This is a genomic window from Stenotrophomonas maltophilia group sp. msm4 (assembly GCF_032025605.1).
GTDB classification, from domain to species: Bacteria; Pseudomonadota; Gammaproteobacteria; order Xanthomonadales; family Xanthomonadaceae; genus Stenotrophomonas; species Stenotrophomonas sepilia.
In genome coordinates this window covers 68,735-90,585 of sequence record NZ_JAVSKK010000001.1, presented here as the reverse complement: position 1 = coordinate 90,585, position 21,851 = coordinate 68,735, and the positions used below count along the sequence as shown (strand labels likewise).

Sequence of the window (21,851 nt, the reverse complement as noted above, 5' to 3'; positions counted from 1 at the left end):
AGTTGATTCAATACTATCGGCTACAATCGGCCAAAAAAAAGCCCCAGGCTTTCGCCTGAGGCTACACACATTTTCTTGGTGCCGGTGATAGGAATTGAACCTACGGCCTATCCCTTACGAGGGGATTGCTCTACCAGCTGAGCTACACCGGCCAAGCGCCTAGTGTAGTCCAAGGCGGCCTTTGCTGCAAGGGGGACAATGCCCGGTGACTGGAACTGGCTTCGCGGCGTGTCGAGCGTTACAGAGCCTTCTAGGCTGTTAGCTTATTTCAGGATTTGTCGAAGTAACGCCCTCAACGCAGCTAAACTTGGCGGACAACTGTTCCGCGAGTTCATCAGCAAAGGACGCATCGATGACTATGCAAGTGCTGGACACTTTGATCTTGAACGGTCAGCCCAAGGGCATGTTGACCTCTCCACCGCTCCCCTTCGACAGACCCCATGCTTTGGAAGAGGTTGCAGCAGACGCCGTTGAGGAAGGCATCTGGAACAGCACCGCCTGTTGGAGAGGCTACGTCGCAACCTGGGAGCTGGACGGCGACGAACTCTACTTGAAGCACGTCCAAGGCAAGTATCGTGCAGTTGGGCCAGGGTTGATCCTAGCCCACTGGTTCACGGGCACAGTCGTTGTCAACGATGGTGAGGTGCTTCGAAACGCGGGCTTTGCGATGGTCTACGAGCGAGAGATTCACCTGTCTTTCGAGCAAGGCTTCTTGATAGACACACGAATTGTGGACAATCGAGAGAAGAATCAGCTTCCTCTCGGTCAGCCTATCGCTGCTGAGCCTCCCTCAACGACACGCCCTGGTTGGCAGTGGGCGGCAGGGACAGCAACCGTGATGCTTCTGGGTCCGGCATTGTTCTTTGCCTGGATGCCCTGGACGTGGTGGGGAATCGCTCTTAAAGCCGTAGCAGCAATCTTTTGGCTCTCAGCCTGCGCCAATATGCTCCGTTCAACACCCACAAAGTTCCGGATTTATGGCAACTCGGGGCCTGGATTCGTTCTCACATCCTTTTTTACCTGCGTCGCGTTCTCCGTGGGGAGCGGGGCTTGGCGAACGTCTCTTCTTGTTGCTGCTGGCTTTCTGTATCTGTCTGCTCTAATGCTGATTCGAAAGCCTGAGCCTATTGACAATCACTGAACCTGATCTAGATTGAAAGAGTCAACGGTTTTTTATCTCCTATTTTCCCGTTGACGCCGCCCCATTCGTGGGGATGTGGTCTTTTAAAGAGGAACCACAACTGCCCCCGACAAGGGGGCTTTTTTATGGGCGACAGAAAAACCATTGACAAAAACGGATTCGCGTTCAATGTGAAAAGAGGCAATCCGCCTTTTCTTGAAACGGAGAACAAACGATGAGTAAAAGTATAGACAGCTTCTTTAACGATGAAGAGAATTCAGCGTCAGCGAAAGAACGCGCCGTCGCACTGGGCAATTTAAGGTTGAACTCCTCAGCCGGTGAAATAAGCCTCGACGACAAGATGAAAAGCTTTGAAGTGCTTGAAAGACAGCTTCGACAGCAGCATATGGATTCTGGAAATCCCTTACCCCTCGACCGCTCGGCTTACTCGCCGGAAATGAACGACCTACGCAACAGCATCATTGAGCGTCAGATCAAAGCACTTCATGTTGACAGAGACTTTCTCACCCACATGATTGCCGCCAAATCAATCGATCCCAATGGCGAGAACGGCGAATACCTACGAGATGCAGAAGTCAATCCTGACGCTCGAAAAATCTTGATCGAATTTGGGGCTGACGCAGAGAGAGCTAAAAGACTCGATCAGAATCATCTGACGTATCAGCTCAACAATCACGTTCAAGAAGTCAATGATCTAAGAGAAAGCGGAAAGGCGGCTGATTACAATGTGAAGCTTATCGACTCGCTCATCAGAAGAGGAGCCGACGTGAACGGCAAATACCATCTTGACGGCGACTACATTCACGACTATGACAACCTTTATGATATCAATTATAGATTGCTGGAAAAAGAGCGCAGATATCCAATCGCCTGCCAAATCCAGGATCGAGATGTGTTTGAGCACTTGATCGAAAACCATGTGACTGACTTGGACTTTGAAAACGAGCAATCACCGCTGGTCCAAGCTGTCGCGCACAATGACCTTTCAAAAGTTCAATATTTGATCGATCAAGGAAGCAGTATCGATTCAGGCCCTCAGTTCCACGGGCGCGGATTGGATTTCTGGTGCAGCAGTTCGGAAATGACAGAGTTGTTGGGAGAGCACGGGTTCGACTTCAATCACAGCACAGGAGAGTTCAGTGCCCCTCCCCTTGTAACAGTCGTGGAAAGAATTGAGCGCAACTTAAAAGAAGACAACCATGAAAAGGCAAATACAAATATTGCGATTGCTGAAAAGATGATTGAGTTTGGCGCTGATATCAACGCCACCAACCGCCATCATCACGAATCGCCCGCTCAGATGATTGAAAAGCTAGGCTTGAATGATCACTTCAAAGAACATCTTAAAGCGCCAACTCTTGAAGCGGCCAGTCCTCAAAGAAAGCAAGAATTCAAGCGAGGCTTTGCCTTATAAATCTGCAACATCGGAAAAGAAAAAGGCCCCAGCGATGGGGCCTTTTTAGTTAAACTGGCTCATCGCCAATTCCTTGTTTTCAGTAAAGCGTTAAAGATCCAAGTCAAGTCGCATCTGACTCATTCGGTTGAGGGACAAGAAATGCCCGTCAATGTCGCCATTGAGCCAGGCCTTTTTCAATCGCTTCTCCGCCTCTTTTCCGTATGCAATAAAAACGGAACCAGCGGGAGAGGCTTGCCCTTCAATTCCCTTCGAATTGCAGAACTTCAAACGGCCTTCCGTAAAAAGGACGGCTCGGCACTTCCAATGGTTGAAGACAAAGCGGTGCATCCATTGGGTGTCAGTGCGGGCGAAGACCAGGGTGATGTTGTTGCCATGGGTGGACGCCTTTTCCATCCAGGCTTCCTGGCCCCTTCCGTAAGGCGGGTTGTGCCAGATGAACTTATCCTTCGGCCAGGGCGTTTCCAGACCGTCTTCTACCGGCGTCCACATCTCTTCTGCCGTCGCCCAGGGCATCCCTTCTGCGGGAGTGCAGGGATCAAGATCAAAAGGCCCCAGAGCATCAATGATGCGCTTAGGGGTCAACCAAGTCGTGGTCGTTTCAATTGCATTTGCATAATTCGCTTTATTCATAAGTCTCCTCGTTTTGCGCAACCGAAATTGATTGCGGTGAGGAAATTAAAAGCGAATCACAGAGAGCGGTCCACCGGAACTTGCGCCAGGAAGGCTGGGACAAAGCTGGGACAATCTTTGCCGTTTTTTTGCCGTTTTGCCCCGTCCCAGGAAAGGTCGCTGGAACAAAGAATCAAGGACTTAGGCCGTATTTTGCTGAATCGATGGTGAACAAAACAGGTCGTCTTGTCATTACGAATGCGCCGCTCTACCAACTGAGCTATTCCGGCGGAGCACGCGATTTTACGGGCTGCGCGCCCCGACGGTCAATCCATCTGGCTCAGCCCGCCTCCACTCGGTTCGCACACACCCGCCCCTCGGCGAAATCCCGCAGGTTCCCCAGCGTGATTGCCGATATCTCCTGCAGCGCCTCTACGGTGAAGAAGCCCTGGTGGCCGGTCACCAGCACGTTGGGGAAGGTCATCAGGCGCTGGAAGACTTCGTCGTCGATGATCTCGCCGGAGAGGTCCTGGAAGAACAGCGCGCTTTCCTGCTCGTAGACGTCGATGGCCAGGTGACCCAGCCGCCGCGACTTCAGCGCGCGGATCACCGCATGGGTATCGACCAGCCCGCCGCGCGAGGTGTTGACCAGCATCGCGCCGGTCTTCATCCGCGCCAGCGAGGCGTCGTTGATCAGGTGCTGGGTATCGGGCGTCAGCGGGCAATGCAGCGACACGATATCGGCGCGCGCCAGCAGTTCATCCAGCCCAACCATGTCGCCCACGCCGGCGAAGGCCGGCGATGGATACGGGTCATGCCCCAGCACGGTGCAGCCCATGCCGCGGAAGATGCGCGCGGTAGCCAGGCCGATCTTGCCGGTGCCGACGATGCCGACCGTGCGCCCATGCAGGGTGCGGCCGAGCAGGCCATCGAGCATGAAGTTGCCCTCGCGCACGCGATTGTAGGCGCGATGGGTCTGCCGGTTGAGCGTCATCACCAGCGCCAGCGCGTGCTCGGCCACGGCTTCGGGGGAATAGGCCGGCACCCGCGCGACGAACAGGCCCAGCGCTTTGGCAGCTGCCAGGTCCACATTGTTGAAGCCGGCGCAGCGCAGCAGCACGGCGCGCACGCCCAAGGCATGCAGCGCGTGCAGTACCGGCGCGTCGAGGCGGTCATTGACGAACACGCATACCGCGGCGCAGTCCTGTGCCAACGCAGCGGTATGCACGTCCAGCGCGGCATCGAAGTACACGAATGCAAAGCCCTGCCCGGCCGCATCGCGCTGGTTGGCCTCATCGAGGAAACGACGATCGTAGGGGCGGGCACTGAAAACGGCGATCTGCATGGGCGGGCCTGGCGGGAATTCCCTGCCGACCATACCGCAGCACCTGCCCTGATGGGATGGCCCCGGCGATACGGATATCGCCGGGGCCGAGTGCCCTTTAGAACCGGTAGCCCAGGCCCAGCATCACGCCGTTCTGGATCTGCCCATCGCGGCGTTCGCCCACGTAGTCGGCCATGATCGACAGGCGCTCGCTGGCACGGCTGGTCACGCCCAGGTTCCAGGCCAGCACCTGCTCGCCCACGGCTTGGCTGCTGGCACCGAACAGCAGGTCCGGAGCTGCGGCGAAGCCGGTGCTGTAGCGGGCCTGGGTGTCACCCAGTTCCTTCTGCCAGACCACGCGCGCGCGCGGGGTGATGCGCTCGCCGTTGTTGCCTTCGAAGGTCTTGAACAGCTGCAGGCCCGCACCCACGCGAATGCTCTCCAGGCTGCCACTGCGGCCGACCAGCGCACCGGCGCCCTGCCCTTCATTGAAACGGGTGGCCGAGGTCCTTGCGTAGTCCACCACCGGCAGCAGCGGCTGGATCACCAGTCCCTTGCCGGCGGTGAAGGAGAACGCGTGTTCGACTCGCGCCGAGATCGCATCGTTGCTGTATCGGGCGCGCAGCGGCTGTTGCAGGCCATCGATGGCCGAAAGGCTGCGGCGGGTGTCATGCCGCAGATCGGTGTAGCGCACGGCCGCCGACAGATAGCCGCGCGCGTACGTGGCATCCAGGTAACCGCCCACGTCCAGCGCGCGCACATCACCGGTGAAACCGGAGCCATCGCTGGCCTTGGTCGACATGTCGGCCGCTGCCACGCTGACGCCAAGGGTGACGCGGTCATCGGCCACGCGGGTGTCGGCACCGACCACGATGCCACCGATGTTGTGGCTCAGGCCGGCCACGCCGCCGTCGGCATCGATGCGGCCATGGCTGGCGAAACCGCGCGCCCACAGGCCACGGCTGCGACCCGCTACGCCGCTGTCGCCGGCACCCTCGCCCGCCGGCTCGACCAGATGCATGGCCAGCTGGTTGAACAGGCTGCCATGGCGCATGCCCGGCTGCGCCGACACCGACTGCGCCGCCTGCGAAGCCAACCCGTCTGCATCCCCGCCACTGCGCATCGCTGCCTGGTGCTGCTGCACGACGTTGCCGATGCTGCCGATCAGTGCATTGTCGGCCAGGCGCAGGCTGGCGTGCGCGTCACCGCGCAGGGCGCCAGCCTGCTGTGCGATCACATCACGGTCAGCGAACTGCAGCGCGCCGAGCAACGACTTCAGGCCGCTGTCCTGGCGGGCCGATGCAGCGGCCAGCGCGCGCCCCAGGCCGTCGCCGGAGGTGCCATTGGTGAACAGGCCCAGCTGATCGAAGCCTGGATTGGCGGTCAACCACAGGCCATCGGCGGTCTGGTTGACGTTGAAGCTGAGCAGCGAATTGTGGCGCGGGCGGAACACTTCACCGGCCGTGATGCTGGCGCTGTAACCGGCATCGCCCAGCCGCACGGCATCCTGGAAGCCCCCCTGGTAGATCGGTCCTTCCACCAGGTCGCGACGGTAGGTGCCGGCATAGAAGCCCTGGGCGACGTTCAACGCCAGGTGTGCGCCCTGCGCGATCACCAGCGCGCCCTCCTCGGAGCCGCCATCGTAGAAGCTGCCCACGCGCAGGCGGCCACTGCCGGTACCACCGGTTTCGGTAACGTCGAACAGCACCTGCCCGCCGGGCATGATGTTGACGTAGCCGTGGGTCACCAGATCACCACCACGCGGCATCAGCGTGCCGAACACGCGCAGGCGGTTGAAGCCGTCTTCGCGGTAGGACGGGCCGGTGCCATCCAGCAACGCATCGCTGTCGGTGCCGACCGATGCGATATCACCGTGGCCGACCACGATGCTGCCCGGCATCACCCGCAGTTCGGGGGTGCGCAGCGCACCACCCTCCAGTGCGATGGTGCCGTTGTCCACCAGAATGAAATCGGCGCCGGTGGTTTCGGCGGTGCGCCAGGTGGCGCCGTTGCTGACACGGATCACGCCCGCCGAACTGCCCAGGGTGGACGCATCCAGATCGGCCAGCCGCAACTGGCCGCGCAGCTCTTCCTGGAGGTCGGGATCGGCGAGCAGCTGCTGCAGCGACTGCGTGCCGATGCCGTTCGGCCCCCGCGTGGAGACGTTGTACAGGCTCACCGCGTAGTTGATGTAGGTGCTGGCCCAGTCGGTGTTCCAGCGCGCGAAATCGTCGTCGACGAAGGCCTGCAGCTGGCGCGCGGTGCGCAGGTAGCCCGGGTTGATGTCGCCGCTGACGTTGCTGGTGACATGCAGGGTGTCGCCCGGATCGCGATAGCCTGCCGTGTTGATGATGTTGTTGCCGCGGATGTCCTGGCCCGGGAACGACTCCAGCTTGCTGCCGCTGCCATCCGGATCGAAGGTGACCGACGTACCCGTGGTGCGCGCCGGGTCGCGGAATACCAGCAGGCCATTGGGTTGAACCACTTCATACAGCGCCTTGTGCAACAGGCCCGCATCCATCCCGCCGCCGTAGTTGCCTGTGTAGATCTGGGTCATGCGCGCTGACGGCGCATAGGTGATCTTGCCGCCACTGCTGGCGGCATGGATCTGCACCGAGTCGACCAGTGGCAGATCGCCGCCGAGGTAACGGTTGACGCCACCGGACTGCATGATCGAGCAGGACGAGATGCAGTGGCCGGACACGATGGTGTCCAGGCCCTGGGTGCGGATCACCGCCTGCAGCCACTCGCCGGCGATCAGCGCGCCACCATTGGATGTGCGCAGCACGACCTCGCGGATCGGACGGCCTTCAGCCTGTGCCTTGGCCAGCAGCGCGGGCAGCGCCACCACATCGGCAACGGTGACGCCGCCGCTGAGGAAGACGCGATCGTCCCGCACGTGATAATTCATTGCCATGACGTCATCAACCGCCGCCATGGCGGTGATGCCCATCAGCCCGGCCAAGGCCAGGCTCAACTTCGAATGCTTCATGTGTTCTCTCTCCACCCGCAACACACGGGTCAGGAGTTCAACGTCCGGGCGGCGCAAACTCCCCCAGCGCACCAGGCCCCGAAACATGAATGCATTCACAATGGAATCAGGGGCCATGCACACTCTTCCCCATCCGGTCATCGTCGCGTAAAACTCGAAGACGCACCCGCCACCGACGCCCGAGGCCAGCCCTGTCCGCCCCCTCTCCTCTGATCCATCGCGCGCCGGACCTGTCCGTGCCGGCGGACGCGTTCATTGCGTTCGTACGGGAAGAGCGCGCGCCGTTGTGCGCTTTCCTGCGCACGCGCGGCGTTGGGCCGGAGGATGCCGAGGACATCGCGCAGGACTGCATGGAGCGGCTGATCCGCTATCGCGCGCACAGTGCCGACGAGCTGCGGTTGCTGCTGTATCGTATCGCCCGCAACCGCCTGGCAGACCGCGGCCGCTCGTCGCAGTCGCGGCCACACCTGTCCCTCGCCGAACACGATGGCGGCGACGAGCCCTCCAGCATGTCGCCCGATCCATTGCGCCAGGCCGAGTCCGGGCAGATGCTGTCCCTGCTGCGGCAGGCCCTGTTCAAGCTGCCCGAGCGCGCGCGCGAGGTGTACCTGCTCAACCGGATCACCGGCATGAGCTATACGCAGATCGCGCGGCACTGTGGAATCACCGCCAAGACCGTGGAAAAACATATCGCCCGCGCCCTGCAGGGCCTGCGCCAGGAACTCGGATCGGATCCGCTGCACAACGACAGGGACAACGGATGAGTCACGCCAGACCCAGGGAAGACACCCTGCTGTTTGAACGCGCCAGCGCCTGGGTGGCGCGGCTGGAGGCTCCGGACTGCACGGCGGGCGAGCGCGAGGCGTTCGAGGACTGGCTGGCCGAGGACCCGGCCCATGTCAGCGCCTGGATCCAGGCCGAGACCCTGTTCCAGCGGGGCGAAGAACTGGCCGCCGACCCGTGGCTGCGCACCGCCGCAGCACGTGCGGCACGGCCGGCGCAGCGTCGCTGGCTGCCGGCAGTGGCCGCCGCCGCAGGCGTCTGCCTGGCCATCGGGATCGGCTGGATGGTCGCCATCGACGGCAACCCCACAGCGCTGCGCTATGCCAACGATTCCCACCAGCCCCGGCAGCAGACGCTGGCCGATGGCAGCGTGGCCACGCTGGATGCGGGCACCACGCTGCACGCCCGATTCGGTTGGCGCCATCGCAACCTGGTGCTGGAACGGGGCCGCCTGCAGCTGCAGGTCGCACCGTCGAGCAAGGCGCTGCAGCTGCGCGCCGGCGACAGCACCATCCGCGACATCGGCACCACCTTCCAGGTGGAGCGCCTGAACGACGGCCTGGTCGAAGTCGCGCTACTGGAAGGTGCGGTGGAAGTCAGCAATGGCGGGGCCCAGCACACCCTGGCACCCGGCCAGCAGCTGCAGGTGCTGCCCTCGGGCCGCTTCCAGCCCGGCCCGGCGCTGTCGTCCAATGCCGCTGCCGAAGGCTGGCTGCAAGGGCAGCTGGTGTTCGATGCCACGCCGCTGTCGATCGTGGTCGAGCGCATGAACCGCTACGGTCGCACGCCGCTGGTGATCGCCGATCCCGAGATCGCCAGCCTGGCCGTGAGTGGCACCTTCCGTGCCGGCGATGCGCAGGAACTGCTGTCGGCGCTGGAACTGGGCTGGTCGGTGGCTGGCCAGACGCGACCGGATGGCGCGCTGGAACTGCGCCGCACGTACTGAGGAGGCCTGCAGTGAAGGCAGTACCGGGCGCGCTGCGGGAGGGGCTGCTCCGCACCCTGTTCTGCTTCGCGCTGAGCTTTGCCGCGCTGCCCTCTGCCGATGCAGCCGAACAGGCCGGCACCCTGGAGGTCGATGTGGGTTCAGGCCCGCTCGCACCTGCCCTGCAGCAATGGGCGCGCCAGAGTGGCATCGCCCTGCTGTTCGATGCGCGTGAACTGGATGGCCTGCGTACGGCCGGCACCCATGGCCAACGCGATGCGGCCGCGGCCCTGAAGGAACTGGTCGCCGGCATGCCGGTGACCATCCTGCGCACGCCTGCCGGCGGATTCGTCGTCCGCCGCACCCGGCCAGCACCGCCATCGCCCCCGCCGGTCGCGACGCGTGCGATGCCCGCGGCACCGTCGCCGGGCAGGGTGCCCGAGACGCCACCGCAGGTCGAGCTGGCGCCGATCCATGTCACCGGCAGCCGGCTGCCGCGCACCTCCGTGCAGACCACGCTGCCGGTGACCATCATCGACCGCGATGACATCCTGCGCAGCGGTTACGGCAGCCTGTTCGACCTGCTGCGGCACTTGCCGGGCATGAACGGCCACCCGGCAATGAGCACCTCGCGCAGTGGCGATTCGCAATACCTGCCGGTGGGTGCGGCCACCACCACCAGCCTGGACGGCATGGGACCGCGTGCGACCTTGTTCCTGGTCAATGGCCGGCGCCTGCCACGCTATCCGATGGTGTCGCTGGAACAGGGCGGACTCACCGACCTGGGGGGCATCCCGCTCAGCTTCGTCGAGCGCATCGAACTGGTGCGTGGCGGTGCGTCGGCCATCTATGGTGCCGACGCGATGTCTGGCGTGGTCAACATCATCCTGCGTGACCAGGCCGATGGCCCTGAAGCCATGCTGCAGACCGGCCTGAGCGGGCGCGGCGACGCCGGCCAGTATCGCCTGCAGGCGGCCACCGGTGGCGTGCGCGACGGAGGGGACCGCTGGTTCGCTGGCATCGACCTGCATCGCATCGACCACGTGGCCGGCGATCGCCGCGAATGGCATGCGGAAACCTCGCAGTACCTGATCGGCGCGTTCCGCGATGGACGCTACTGGCCGGCAACGCGCTGCGAAGGGCCATTGAAACGGCGCGATGGTGCCTGCTGGTTCGACAGCGCACGCCCGCGTTCGCTGCAACCGGCCTCGGACACCGCCTCGGCCTACCTGCGCTATCGGCATGAGCGCGGCGAGGGTCGCTATGCCTACGCCGAGGCGCGGGCCAGCCACAACCGGCAGCGCTTCGACCTCGGCCCGACCGCCGTAGCCATCGGACTTTATGGGTTCACCTTCAACAGCGTGCTGCGCGAAGCCGGCAACGTGCGTCCGCATGTACGTGCCACCGATGCCGACGTCACCTTCGGCATCGGCCACGACCAGGGCCGCCGCAGCTGGGATGCCGGCATCAGCGCACAGCGCAGCGATGTCACTCTGACGACGTCCGGCACCGTGCGCGCCCAACCACTGCTGCGCGCGGCCGAGACGCTGGATTTCCTGCCCGGCTTCACCTCATTGCCGGCAGAGACCGCCGCGCAGTTGTTCCCGTCGATCCGCAACCGCGGGCGCACCGAGCAGTGGCAGGGCTGGTGGGGCATGCAGCGCGAGTTGATGCCATTGGCCGGCGGTGCTGCACAAGTGGCCACCGGCATCGACCTGCGCCAGGAACGCTGGACGTCGCATCCCGACGCGCTGCTGAGCCAGGGCGACCTGGCGCTGGGCCTGCCACAGGAACAACGCCACCTGTCACGCCGCAGTGGCGGTGCCTACGCCGAACTCGGCCTGCCATTGGCGCGCACGCTGCGTATGGACCTGGCAGCACGCTGGGACCGCGATGGCGGTTACCAGGCTTTCTCGCCCCGCGTGGGCGTACGCTGGAGCCCGACACCGCAGTGGTCATTCCTGCTTGCCACCGGGCGCGGCTACCGGGCCCCCAGCCTGTTCGAGCAACGGCGGCCGCCGGGCTATTTCAGCGCGATCGAACTACCCGCCTCCAGTGCACTGCCCGACTGCGCGCAGAGCAACGGCAACGGACGCTGCAGCGTAACCGTGGACGTGGTGGAGAACGATGCGCTGAAAGCGGAGCGGTCGCGCAGTCATTCCCTGGGTGCGACCTGGACACCGACCGATGCGTTTTCACTGTCGCTGACCCACAACATCGTCGAACTGCGCAATGAAATCCTGGCCCTGCAACCGGCCGATGCGGTGTGGAACCGCAGCACCTGGGAGCTGGACGAGGATGGACGCCTGTACAACCTGCGCCTGTCCTTCGACAACATCGGCCGCACCACGTCGCGCAACCTTGTTCTGCGCGGGGAGTACCACATCGACACCGGCAGCACCGGCCAGTGGCTGTTCTCCGTCGATGCATTGAAACAGCAGGAACTACGCCGCGAGCGTGGCCACGAAGCGACGGTGGACCTGCGTGGCCATGTCACGCCAGCGATGGCCGCCGTGCTCAATGTGCAGTGGCAGAACAGCAACTGGGACATCGCCCTGCGCGGCAACCAGGTGGGACGCACGCGTGCCTGGCTGCCCGGTGCGGAGTGCCCGGAAGAACAGCGCGAGCAGAACCATTGCATGAATCCGCGGCAGCTGCGCTGGAACCTGCATCTGGCAAGGCGGCTGGGGCCGCGCGTGGTCGCCGCGCTGGACGTGCACAACGTGCTCGACACGCAACCGGTGAACTACCTGGTCGGCAATGGCGGCCAGATGCCTGGGCTGGACGATCCACTTGGCCGCTATTTCCTGCTGACCCTGCAGATCCGCTGAGCGTAGTACCCTACGCGCCCTGTTCCATCGGTCCCCCCACCACCCCATGAAGGCCTATCTCTGGTTCTGGGGCGCGTTCCTGCTGTTCTTCGCGTTGCCCTTCCCCTGCATCCTCTACTTCGGCACGTCGTGGCCGGTGCCACTGGCCGACCGCAGCGCGCCATGGCTGGCCCTGCTGCTGCTCGCGCTGTCGCTGGCCCTGTGGCTCGCGTTGCTGCTCGCCTTCCTGCACTACCTGCTGCTGGGCCCACCGCGCGCGCTGCATCGGGTGCGCACCATCCTGGCCGACGGTGAGCCACGTGAGGCGTTGATCGAACAGGCCGAGCAGACCGGCGTGCACGTGCGCGGCTTCGCGCAGTGGAAGCTGCAACTGGGCTTCCAGAACCTGTCCGGCACGCCGATCAACGAGCAGATGCTGGTGGTGGACAGCAAACCGCAGCTGCAGCGTTTCGTGGCCGGCCAGCGCATCGAGGTTCGCCTGAGCCGGATGCCGGGTGCGTTCCCCAATGTGGTGCTGGACGGTGCCCAGCCCGAACTGGATGTCGCCAGCCTCTGGCGCCGCGGCGCCGGCGCGGTCATCGGCATCGTCGTGGTTGCCAGCGCCTACGTGCTCGCCTATCGGCTGCAGAGCGAGGGCCTGGGCTGGACGTTCCTGTCCTTCGGCCACCCACTGCTGGTGTGCCCGCTGGTGTTGTGCGGCTACGCCCTGGGCCTGCGCGTCCTGGGGCGCCTGCTGCAGGCTGATGCGCGCGGCGACGCGCTGAAGTACCGCGGCATCGGCGTGGATGCGAAGGTGCTGAAGCTGCGCCAGACCGGCACCTACCTCAACGAGCAGCCGCAGGTGGAGTTCCAGCTGGAGTACACCGACCGCGAAGGTGGCATACAGCAGGTGAGCGTGCGCCGCTTCATCCCGTTGATCGAGCTGGCCAACCTTCCACGCGAGCAGGTCACGCTGCTGTACGACCCGGAAGATCGCGGCAACGTTCGCCTGGAGGGTTTATGAAGCAGCCCCCCTCGACGCGACTGGTATTTTCGATGGTGCTGCTGTTGCTGGCCGGCGTCGCCGTTGCCGGCGGGGCACTGCAGACCCTTGCCGAAACGATGGGTCATTCGGTGCAGGATGACCGCGCAACCACGCCGATCACCACGCCTCCACCGCGCGAGCGGCCTGCTTCGCTCGCACCGATTCCCGAACCGCGGCCGATGCCGATGCCCGAACGCAGCAACCGCTTGTTCGATGCGGACTACCTGCTGGCCGCCCGCCAGGCACTGGAACAGATGCCAGCCCTGGCCGGGCACCGGTTGATGGTGTTCCACAGCATCCACTTCTACGATGATGGCCGCATCAATCTGGACCTGGTCGATCCGCAGCAACCTACGCACGTGGACAGCTACCACTTCGAGCACGGCCAGTGGCGCAAGGGCGACCCGGTCGATCCGCAGCGCTTCGCGCCCACCATCACCCTGCGCCGCAGCAGCACGGCGCTGGCCAACATCGATTTCGAGGCGGTGCCACGCGTCGCCCAGGCGCTGCAGGCGCAGCGCAACGCGCTGATGGCCACGCCGGGTGACGTCGGCCACGTCTATGTGATCGTGCGCAAGGGTGGCAGGCTGGTGTGGCTGCCGGACGAGGTCGCCGGCGATCGCCAGTCCGCACGACTCTCGTTCGACGCACAGGGCCGTTCCGGCAACGCGAACCGACGATAGTCAACGCAAAAAGGGGACGGAGGGGATTAAGTCGTTTACGCCTTGGTGCCGTCTGCGACTTAATCCCCTCCGTCCCCTTTTTGCTGTTTCACCGAGCGGGCGATGGCGTACTGTGCGCCGTAGTAGGTGGACAGCACCAGCAGGCTGGCCAGTGGCAGGCCGCCGGCGAAGCGGTCCCAGGCCAGCAGCGAATCGCTGGCGACGAACAGCAGCGCACCGACGGCAGCCCAGCGTGCACTGCTGGCTTCCACGGCAGCGGGCTGTGGCCGGCGCCATTGCCGTGCCAAGGCCAACACCGCCATCGAGGCCAGCACCATCACGTACGCCAGCACCGGCATACGCATCGGTGCAGGCAGGTGCGGCCACAGCCCAAGCACATTGAGTACAGCGAACGCACCGAGCAGGATGCTGGCGGCGAGCAGGCCACGCCCGGCACGCAGGCCCTCACGGAAGGCCACGATGTAGCAGAGGTGCGCCAGCAGGAACGCCACCAGCCCCGGTACGAACGCGTCCATCGGCAACATCAGCGCGATGTCACCCACGCACGACAGCAGCATGCCGGCCAGCACCGCGCGCCGGTAGGACGGCCGCGCAGGATCACGCACCCGCCACGCGATGGCAGCGATCAGCAGCGTGGTCGCCGGCTTCGCCAGCCAATGCAGCCAGCGCCCGTCACCGTGCAGGAACGCGCCGATGATGGCGAGGACCGCCATCAGAAGGATCCCGACGTCGCGCACGCGCGCTGTCATCGCGCCTTCCACAGATCCGCCAGACGGTCAGGCTTGCCGGCAATGCGCTCCAGCACCGGATACTGCAGGCCACCGTGGTAGTCGATGTTCATCGTCTCGATGCGGTCGAACTGCTTCACCAGCAGCACGATCGGCGCCTTGTCCTTGGCCGCCGTCGCCACCGCATCCTTCAAGCGCTGGCTGCTGTACTCGCGCCCGCCAACCGCGATCACCTTCATGCCGGGTGCAAGACCGGCGTTGAAGGCCGCGCTGTCCCAGATCACGTCACCGACCGTGCCGCTGTCGAGCACGGTCGCGCCCAGCGAGTACGCCAGCAACGCCGCCTTGGCGCGTTTCTCCTGTGCCTTGTAGGCGTCGTTCGGGGTATCGCGGTAGACCAGCTTCCAGCCCGCCAGTTCCAGCCCCCCGGTCAACGAACCGTGGCCGTCCAGGCGCCCGCGCAGGAACGTCGCCCAGTCGTAGGGCGCGATGCCGTTCAAGGTCGCCACCACGTCGTCGAAGGTGTACGGGTTGACGTCCCAGTCGCCGTTGCCGACGCCGAAGAACGCACGCGCGAAGTCATCCAGGCTGCGACGGTTGCCGCTCAGCGCGCGCAGCTTGCCCTCCACTTCCAGCCACAGCATCTGGCCACCGGAGTAATAGTCTTCGCTCATCTGGTAGTTGCGGTACGGCAACGTCCGGCGCTGGGCGATGGTCGGGTCGTTGGTGGTGTCCTGCAACGGCCGCCAGGCCAGGCCCGGGCGGCCGCGATCATAGGTCGCGGCCACATTGGCCAGCATGTCGCGTGCCTGCGCGACCGACCACAGCCCCGAGCGTGCCGCCAACACCTGCCCCCAGAACTGGGTCTGGCCTTCGTACACCCACAGCAGGCTGTCGCCCATCGGCGAGTTGAAGTTGGCGGTGGCCAGGTCAGCGCCACGGCGGTACTTGCCGTTCCAGGAATGGGTGTACTCGTGCGGCAGCAGATCGCGCATCCAGGCGTTGTCGTCCCACTCGGTGAAGTAACCCGGGTCGGCGCTGTTCTCGCTGGAACGGTGATGCTCCAGGCCGATGCCACCAAGACGGTCGGTCAACGCCAGCAGGAATTCATAGTGGTTGTAGTGACGCGCACCGTAGAGCTTGTCGGCCTGCTGCACCAGCGCGCGGTGCAGGGTGATCTGTGCCTCGCTCGGCTTCAGCGACTTGGCCTCGTCGGCAAACACATTGAGGTGCACCGGCACCTTTGCACCCGGATCGAGATCGATGCGCTTGTAGTGCTCGCCGGCAAACAACGGCGAATCGACCAGATGGTCATACGAGATCGGCTTGAACACCACGGTATCGCCGTCGCGTCGCGCGGTTTCCAGCGCAGTGGCAAACGACCAGCCCTTGGGCAGGGTCACGCTGGCCTGCGCCTGCAGGTCGCGTGCATCGACGCCGGCCGGATACAGCGAGTTGGCATTCCACTGCAGGTTGAGCATCTCCGGGGTCATCACCACCCGCCCCTGGCTGCCCCCCTGCGAGGACAGGAAATCGAAGTGGGCGACGATCTCGCTGACGCCCTCGGGCACGTCCACCTTGAACGCATAGACGTTGTACTGGTCGCGCTGCCAGGCCAACGGCTTGCCGTTGGCGGTCACGCGCAGGCCGGCCAGCTTGTCGATCGGGCCGGTGGGCGAATGGTTGCCGGGAATCCACTGCGGGTACAGCAGGGTCATCGGACCGGGTTTGACCGGTACGGTGGCGGTCACCTTGAAGATGCGCCGGGCCAGGTCACGCGCGTCGACATCGATGCGCAGCAGGCCGGCGGCTGCGGCATCCCCCGGCGGCGAGGCCTGCGCCAGCGCGGGCGTGGCCGCCAGCGCGAACAGCACGGACATCACCAGGGCTCGGGTCTTCATCGGCAACTTCCAGCAGCGGAGAATCCTCCGATGCTAGGCCTGTGCGGTGCCCTGCCCCATGGCCAAAGGTCATGGGCGGTGCGCCCATCAGTGCATGCCAAAGGCGTGCGAACCAAGGTTCGCACCCACCTTGTGCTGGTTCGCACCCACCAGAGCGGTTTCGGTAGATCCACGCCATGCGTGGATGACGCGCTTCCCGGTCAGTCGACCAACCGCAGCCGCAGTTCCTTCGGCAGCGCGAACACCATCGATTCCGGCTCGCCGTCCAGCTCGCCCACGCCGGTGGCACCCAGCTCGGCCAGGCGTGCCAGCACGCCATCGACCAGTACCTGCGGCGCCGAGGCGCCGGCGGTCACGCCGATGTGCTGCTTGCCCACCACCCACACCGGGTCGATCTCGTGTGCACCGTCGATCAGGTACGACTCCACGCCTTCACGGCGGGCCAGCTCGCTCAAGCGGTTGGAGTTGGAGCTGTTCGGCGAACCGACCACCAGCACCAGGTCGCAGCGCTTGGCCAGATCGCGTACGGCGTCCTGGCGGTTCTGCGTGGCGTAGCAGATGTCGTCGTTCTTCGGGCCCTGCATCGCCGGGAAACGCTCGCGCAGCGCATCGATGATGCCGCGCGTATCGTCCACCGACAGCGTCGTCTGGGTGGTGTAGGCGAAGTTGTCCGGTTGGTTGATCTGCAGCGTGGCGACCTGCTCGACATCCTCGACCAGGTAGATCTGGCCGGTTCCGGCTTCGCGGTTCCACTGGCCCATGGTGCCTTCCACTTCCGGGTGACCGGCATGGCCGATCAGCACCACGTCACGGCCGGCACGGCAGTGGCGGGCGACTTCGAAGTGGACCTTGGTCACCAGCGGGCAGGTCGCATCGAACACCTTCAGGCCACGACGCTCGGCCTCCTGGCGCACGGCCTGGGACACGCCATGCGCGCTGAAGATCACCGTGTTGTTGTCCGGCACTTCATCGAGCTCCTCGACGAAGATCGCGCCGCGCTGCTTCAGGTCGTCGACCACGAAGCGGTTGTGCACCACTTCATGGCGGACGTAGATGGGCGCGCCCAGCGTTTCGATCGCGCGCTTGACGATCTCGATCGCACGATCGACACCGGCACAGAAACCACGCGGGTTGGCGAGCAGCACATCCATCAGTTCAATCTCCCGGCAGCGGCCGGCTTACGGTTTCGGATTGGCATTATCCGCCTTTTTGGCGGACTTGCCGTCGAACAGGCCAAACAGGGCGATGCCGATGGCACCCACCACGATGGCCGAGTCGGCGATGTTGAACGAGGGCCAGGTGTAGCTGCCCACGTACCACTGGATGAAATCGACCACGTGGCCGTGCACCTGGCGGTCGATCACGTTGCCGATGGCGCCGCCGATGATCAGTGCATACGGCACCGCAGCCTTCCAGTTGCCACGGGCGGTGCCGCGCAGCCACCAGGCCATCAGGCCGCTGATGGCGATCGCCAGCGCTGTGAAGAAGTACTTCTGCCAACCACCGGCGTCGCTCAGGAAACTGAATGCCGCGCCGGTGTTGTAGGTGCGGTACCAGTTCCAGAAGCCGTCGATGACCACCACCGGCTGGAACTCCGGCAGGCTCGACAGCACCCAGGCCTTGGACCACTGGTCCAGGCCGATGATGGCCGCCGACAGCAGCAGCCAGACCAGGGCGTTCGGATGCGGACGGGGCGCGGCCATCAGAACCAGCTCCGCACTTCGCCGGCGCCGGTCACGTTGCTCACGCAACGGCCGCACAGCTCAGGATGGTCGGCGTTGCTGCCGACGTCGGCGCGGTGGTGCCAGCAGCGCACGCACTTGGCCTTGGTGGTCGGCTGGGCGCTGACGAACACCTCGTCGGTGGTCGCCGGGCGCACCTGCACGTCGCCACTGATGAACAGGAAACGCAGTTCATCGGCCAGCGGCTGCCAGCGCGCGGCCTGCTCTTCGCTGGCGGCGACGGTGATCTCCGCTTCCAGCGCGGCACCGATCGCGCCGTTGGCACGCATCGGCTCGAGCACCTTGGCCACCTGCTCGCGCACGGCCAGCAGCTGGTCGAAATCGGCGGCATTGAGCTGGGCTTCCGCCGGCAGCGGCGCCAGGCCGTCGTACCAGGTGGTGAACAGCACATGGCCGGCATGTTCGCCCGGCAGGTAACCCCACAGCTCGTCGGCGGTGAAGGTCAGGATCGGCGCCACCCAGCGGGTGAACGCTTCAGCGATGTGGTACATCGCGCTCTGCGCCGAACGGCGACCGTGTGAATCGGTCGGCATGGTGTACAGGCGGTCCTTGGTCACGTCCAGGTACAGCGAGCCCAGGTCCACGCTGCAGAAGTTCAGCAGCAGCTGCACGATCTCGGCCATGTTGTAGCCGTCGTAAGCCGCCTTGATCTTCTCCTGCAGCTCCCAGGCGCGATGCACGATCCAGCGGTCCAGCGCGACCATCTGCTCGAGCGGTTGCAGGTGCCGGGCCGGATCGAAACCGTCCAGGTTGCCGAGCAGGAAGCGTGCGGTGTTGCGCAGGCGGCGGTAGGCGTCAGCATTGCGCTTCAGGATTTCCTGCGACAGCGACATCTCGTTGCTGTAGTCGGCCGAGGCGATCCACAGGCGCAGGATGTCCGCGCCCAGCTTGTTCATGATGTCCTGCGGCTCGATGCCGTTGCCCAGCGACTTGGACATCTTGCGGCCGTGCTCGTCCACGGTGAAGCCGTGGGTGAGGCACTGCTTGTACGGCGCGCGCTTGTCGATCGCCACGCCGGTCAGCAGCGAGGACTGGAACCAGCCGCGGTGCTGGTCGGAGCCTTCCAGGTACAGGTCGGCCGGCTTGCCGAAGCCACGCGCGGCGAGCACGCCTTCATGGGTCACGCCCGAATCGAACCAGACGTCGAGGATGTCGGTGACCTTCTCGTAGTCGGCCGCTTCGGCGCCGAGCAGCTCGGCGGCGTCCAGCGAGTACCACACATCGATGCCCTCGGCTTCGACGCGGTCGGCAACCTGCTGCATCAGCTCCACCGAGCGCGGGTGGATCTCGCCGGTCTGGCGATGGGTGAACAGTGCGATCGGTACGCCCCAGGTGCGCTGGCGCGAGATGGTCCAGTCCGGGCGACCGTCGACCATGCTCTGGATGCGCGCCTTGCCCCAGGTCGGGAACCAGCCGACAGTGTCGATCGCAGCCAGCGCATCGCTACGCAGGTTGGCCTTGTCCATCGAAATGAACCACTGCGGGGTGGCGCGGAACACCACTGGCGTCTTGTGGCGCCAGCAATGCGGGTAGCTGTGGCGGATCGGGTGGAAGGCCAGCAGCGCACCGTTGTCGCGCAGCACGCCGACGATGGCCTCCTGCGCCCTCCACAGATGCTGGCCGGCCAGCACCACCTCACCGGCCGGCGGGGTCGATTCCAGATACACGCCACGGCCGTCGATCGGGGTCACCTGCCCGGCGTTGTACTTGTCCAGCAGGCCGTACTTCTGGCTGACCACGAAGTCTTCCTGGCCGTGACCGGGGGCGGTGTGCACCGCACCGGTACCGTCCTCGTCGGAGACGTGGTCGCCGTTGAGCAGCGGGATGTCGCGCTGCGGATAGAACGGATGCGCCAGCAGCTGGTTCTCCAGTGCCGCACCGGTGGTTTCACCGTGCAGCACCACGCTCTCGACGCCGTAGCGCTGCAGCGCGCGCTCGGCCAGGGCCGCGGCCAGCACCAGCCAACGGCGCTTGCCGTTGTGGGCCGGGCCCTCGGCCAGCACGTAGTTGATTTCCGCACCCAGCGACACCGCCAGCGAGGCCGGCAGCGTCCACGGCGTGGTGGTCCAGATCGGTACAGCCACTTCGACGTCGGCCGGCACGCCCACGCCGAACGCTTGGCCGATGGCCTGCGCGTCACGCGCGGCGTAGGCCACGTCGATCGCCGGCGATTCCTTTTCCTGGTACTCGATCTCGGCCTCGGCCAGCGCCGAACCGCAGTCGAAGCACCAGTACACCGGCTTGGCGCCGCGCACCAGATGACCGTTGGCCACGACCTTGGACAGCGCACGGATCTCGTTGGCTTCGAAGTCGAAGCTCAGGGTCTTGTACGGGTTGTCCCAGTCACCGGTCACGCCCAGGCGCTTGAAGTCCACGCGCTGGATGTTGATCTGCTCTTCGGCGAACTCGCGGCACTTCTGGCGGAATTCGACGGCGTCGAGCTTGGTGCCGACCTTGCCCCACTTCTTTTCGACCGCGATCTCGATCGGCAGGCCATGGCAGTCCCAGCCCGGCACATAGGGCGCATCGAAGCCGGCCAGGTAGCGCGACTTGACGATGATGTCCTTCAGGATCTTGTTGACCGCGTGACCCAGGTGGATGCGGCCGTTGGCGTACGGCGGGCCGTCATGCAGCACGAACAGCGGGCGGCCGGCGGCGTTGTCACGCAGCTGCTGGTAGAGCCCCTGCGCTTCCCACCGCGCCAGAATGCCCGGCTCGCGCTTGGGCAGGTCGCCGCGCATCGGGAATTCGGTGGCTGGCAGGTTCAGGGTGGTCTTGTAGTCCTGGCTCACGCAGTGGCTCGCAATCTATGTTCGGAAAGGAGGGCGCGCGCCTGTTCGGCGTCGCGGTGCATCTGGTCGGTCAGTGCCGCCAGATCATTGAATTTCTCTTCGTCGCGCAGCTTGGCGACAAACTCCACGTCGATGTGGCGCCCGTACAGGTCGCCCTGGAAATCGAACAGGTGGGCCTCCAGCAGCGGCTCCACGCCGTCCACTGTCGGCCGGGTGCCGAAGCTGGACACCGACGGCCACGGCTGGTCGAACACGCCGTGCACCCAGGTTGCGTAGATGCCCGACAGTGCCGGGGTCTTCGGGAAGCGCAGGTTGGCGGTGGGGAAGCCCAGCGTACGGCCAAGCTGGCGACCGCGCACCACGCGCCCGCTGATCGCATACGGGCGACCGAGCAGATCGTTGGCGCGGGCGAAATCGCCCCCCTGCAGCAGCTGGCGGATGCGGGTGCTGGAGATGCGCTCGCCATGCAGGTCCACCGCTTCAATCTCGCCGGCGCTGAAGCCCAATTCGGCGCCCATCTCCTGCAGCAGCGCCAGATCACCGCGGCGGCGGTTGCCGAAGCAGAACTCCGGCCCGATCCAGACTTCGCGGGCGCCCAGCCGGTGCACCAGCAACTGGCGCACGAAGGTCTCGGCCGGCATCGCCGCCATCGCGGCATCGAAACGCAGCAGGCCGATCGCATCGACGCCGAGCTCGCGCAGGATCTCGACCTTGCTGCGCGCCAGGGTCAGCCGCGGCGGCGGCGTGCCTTGCGCGAAGAACTCACGCGGCAGCGGTTCGAATGCCACGGCCACTGCGGCCACGCCCAAGGCGCGCGCGCGGGCGACCGCGTGGCGGACCAGCGCACGATGGCCCAGGTGGAGGCCGTCGAATGCACCGATACAGACCACGCTTCCGTTGGGGAACAGCTCCCCGCCCTCGACGCTTCTGAACAGCCTGCTCATCAACTCTCGTTCCGG

At 64.8% G+C, this 21,851-nt stretch carries 16 protein-coding genes and 1 tRNA gene; 7 read left to right on the top strand and 10 right to left on the bottom strand.

Going from position 1 to position 21,851, the window contains the following annotated elements; all coding sequences use genetic code 11:
• Nucleotides 1–76: 76 nt before the first annotated feature.
• Nucleotides 77–152: transfer RNA gene (locus tag ROV93_RS00435), tRNA-Thr, on the bottom strand.
• Between the two features lie 200 nt (nt 153–352).
• Between ROV93_RS00435 and ROV93_RS00430 the strand changes: the two genes are divergently transcribed.
• Both ROV93_RS00430 and ROV93_RS00425 read left to right on the top strand, forming a co-directional pair.
• Nucleotides 353–1,141 (top strand): hypothetical protein, encoded by a 789-nt coding sequence (locus tag ROV93_RS00430; protein ID WP_109336952.1) that lies wholly within the window; start codon nt 353–355, stop codon nt 1,139–1,141.
• Between the two features lie 214 nt (nt 1,142–1,355).
• Nucleotides 1,356–2,555: a hypothetical protein gene (locus ROV93_RS00425; RefSeq protein ID WP_140222744.1), complete on the top strand. Its 1,200-nt coding sequence runs from the start codon at nt 1,356–1,358 to the stop codon at nt 2,553–2,555.
• A 90-nt stretch (nt 2,556–2,645) separates the two neighbouring features.
• Here the strand turns inward: ROV93_RS00425 and ROV93_RS00420 are convergent, their stop codons facing one another.
• The 3 genes from ROV93_RS00420 to ROV93_RS00410 form a co-directional block, all read right to left on the bottom strand.
• On the bottom strand, nt 2,646–3,188 hold the full coding sequence (locus tag ROV93_RS00420) for a DNA N-6-adenine-methyltransferase (protein WP_140222745.1): 543 nt from the start codon (nt 3,186–3,188) through the stop codon (nt 2,646–2,648).
• A gap of 319 nt (nt 3,189–3,507) precedes the next feature.
• On the bottom strand, nt 3,508–4,512 hold the full coding sequence (locus ROV93_RS00415; RefSeq protein WP_072166908.1) for a 2-hydroxyacid dehydrogenase: 1,005 nt from the start codon (nt 4,510–4,512) through the stop codon (nt 3,508–3,510).
• Between the two features lie 97 nt (nt 4,513–4,609).
• The gene (locus ROV93_RS00410) at nt 4,610–7,483 is read right to left on the bottom strand and encodes an autotransporter outer membrane beta-barrel domain-containing protein (RefSeq protein WP_072166909.1); all 2,874 of its coding nucleotides are present in this window, start codon (nt 7,481–7,483) and stop codon (nt 4,610–4,612) included.
• Nucleotides 7,484–7,719: 236 nt separating this feature from the next.
• Between ROV93_RS00410 and ROV93_RS00405 the strand changes: the two genes are divergently transcribed.
• Genes ROV93_RS00405 through ROV93_RS00385 form a run of 5 tightly spaced genes read left to right on the top strand, consistent with a single transcriptional unit; the run spans nt 7,720 to nt 13,729 of the window.
• A complete protein-coding gene (locus ROV93_RS00405; RefSeq protein ID WP_072166910.1) occupies nt 7,720–8,247 on the top strand; it encodes a sigma-70 family RNA polymerase sigma factor in 528 nt (175 codons plus the stop codon).
• A complete protein-coding gene (locus ROV93_RS00400) occupies nt 8,244–9,212 on the top strand; it encodes a FecR domain-containing protein (RefSeq protein ID WP_072166911.1) in 969 nt (322 codons plus the stop codon). The genes ROV93_RS00405 and ROV93_RS00400 overlap by 4 nt, the downstream gene beginning before the upstream one ends.
• Before the next feature lie 11 nt (nt 9,213–9,223).
• A complete protein-coding gene (locus ROV93_RS00395) occupies nt 9,224–12,022 on the top strand; it encodes a TonB-dependent receptor (protein ID WP_072166912.1) in 2,799 nt (932 codons plus the stop codon).
• Nucleotides 12,023–12,068: 46 nt separating this feature from the next.
• On the top strand, nt 12,069–13,025 hold the full coding sequence (locus ROV93_RS00390) for a hypothetical protein (protein WP_072166913.1): 957 nt from the start codon (nt 12,069–12,071) through the stop codon (nt 13,023–13,025).
• Nucleotides 13,022–13,729, top strand: a complete 708-nt coding sequence (locus ROV93_RS00385; RefSeq protein ID WP_072166914.1) for a hypothetical protein — start codon at nt 13,022–13,024, stop codon at nt 13,727–13,729. The genes ROV93_RS00390 and ROV93_RS00385 overlap by 4 nt, the downstream gene beginning before the upstream one ends.
• A 59-nt stretch (nt 13,730–13,788) precedes the next feature.
• Here the strand turns inward: ROV93_RS00385 and ROV93_RS00380 are convergent, their stop codons facing one another.
• The 6 genes from ROV93_RS00380 to ROV93_RS00355 all read right to left on the bottom strand — a co-directional run bounded on the left by ROV93_RS00380 (nt 13,789) and on the right by ROV93_RS00355 (nt 21,836).
• The gene (locus tag ROV93_RS00380; RefSeq protein ID WP_072166915.1) at nt 13,789–14,478 is read right to left on the bottom strand and encodes a lysoplasmalogenase; all 690 of its coding nucleotides are present in this window, start codon (nt 14,476–14,478) and stop codon (nt 13,789–13,791) included.
• Nucleotides 14,475–16,358 carry a M61 family metallopeptidase gene (locus ROV93_RS00375; protein ID WP_072166916.1) on the bottom strand — a complete coding sequence of 628 codons (1,884 nt, stop codon included), beginning with the start codon at nt 16,356–16,358 and terminating at the stop codon, nt 14,475–14,477. The genes ROV93_RS00380 and ROV93_RS00375 overlap by 4 nt, the downstream gene beginning before the upstream one ends.
• A gap of 200 nt (nt 16,359–16,558) precedes the next feature.
• A complete protein-coding gene (gene ispH, locus ROV93_RS00370; protein ID WP_072166917.1) occupies nt 16,559–17,509 on the bottom strand; it encodes a 4-hydroxy-3-methylbut-2-enyl diphosphate reductase in 951 nt (316 codons plus the stop codon).
• A 27-nt stretch (nt 17,510–17,536) separates the two neighbouring features.
• Nucleotides 17,537–18,061: a signal peptidase II gene (lspA, locus tag ROV93_RS00365; RefSeq protein WP_005408564.1), complete on the bottom strand. Its 525-nt coding sequence runs from the start codon at nt 18,059–18,061 to the stop codon at nt 17,537–17,539.
• Nucleotides 18,061–20,892 carry an isoleucine--tRNA ligase gene (gene ileS / locus ROV93_RS00360; RefSeq protein ID WP_072166918.1) on the bottom strand — a complete coding sequence of 944 codons (2,832 nt, stop codon included), beginning with the start codon at nt 20,890–20,892 and terminating at the stop codon, nt 18,061–18,063. Before ileS ends, lspA begins: the two co-directional genes overlap by 1 nt.
• Nucleotides 20,889–21,836: a bifunctional riboflavin kinase/FAD synthetase gene (locus ROV93_RS00355; RefSeq protein ID WP_069139084.1), complete on the bottom strand. Its 948-nt coding sequence runs from the start codon at nt 21,834–21,836 to the stop codon at nt 20,889–20,891. Before ROV93_RS00355 ends, ileS begins: the two co-directional genes overlap by 4 nt.
• Between the last annotated feature and the right edge of the window lie 15 nt (nt 21,837–21,851).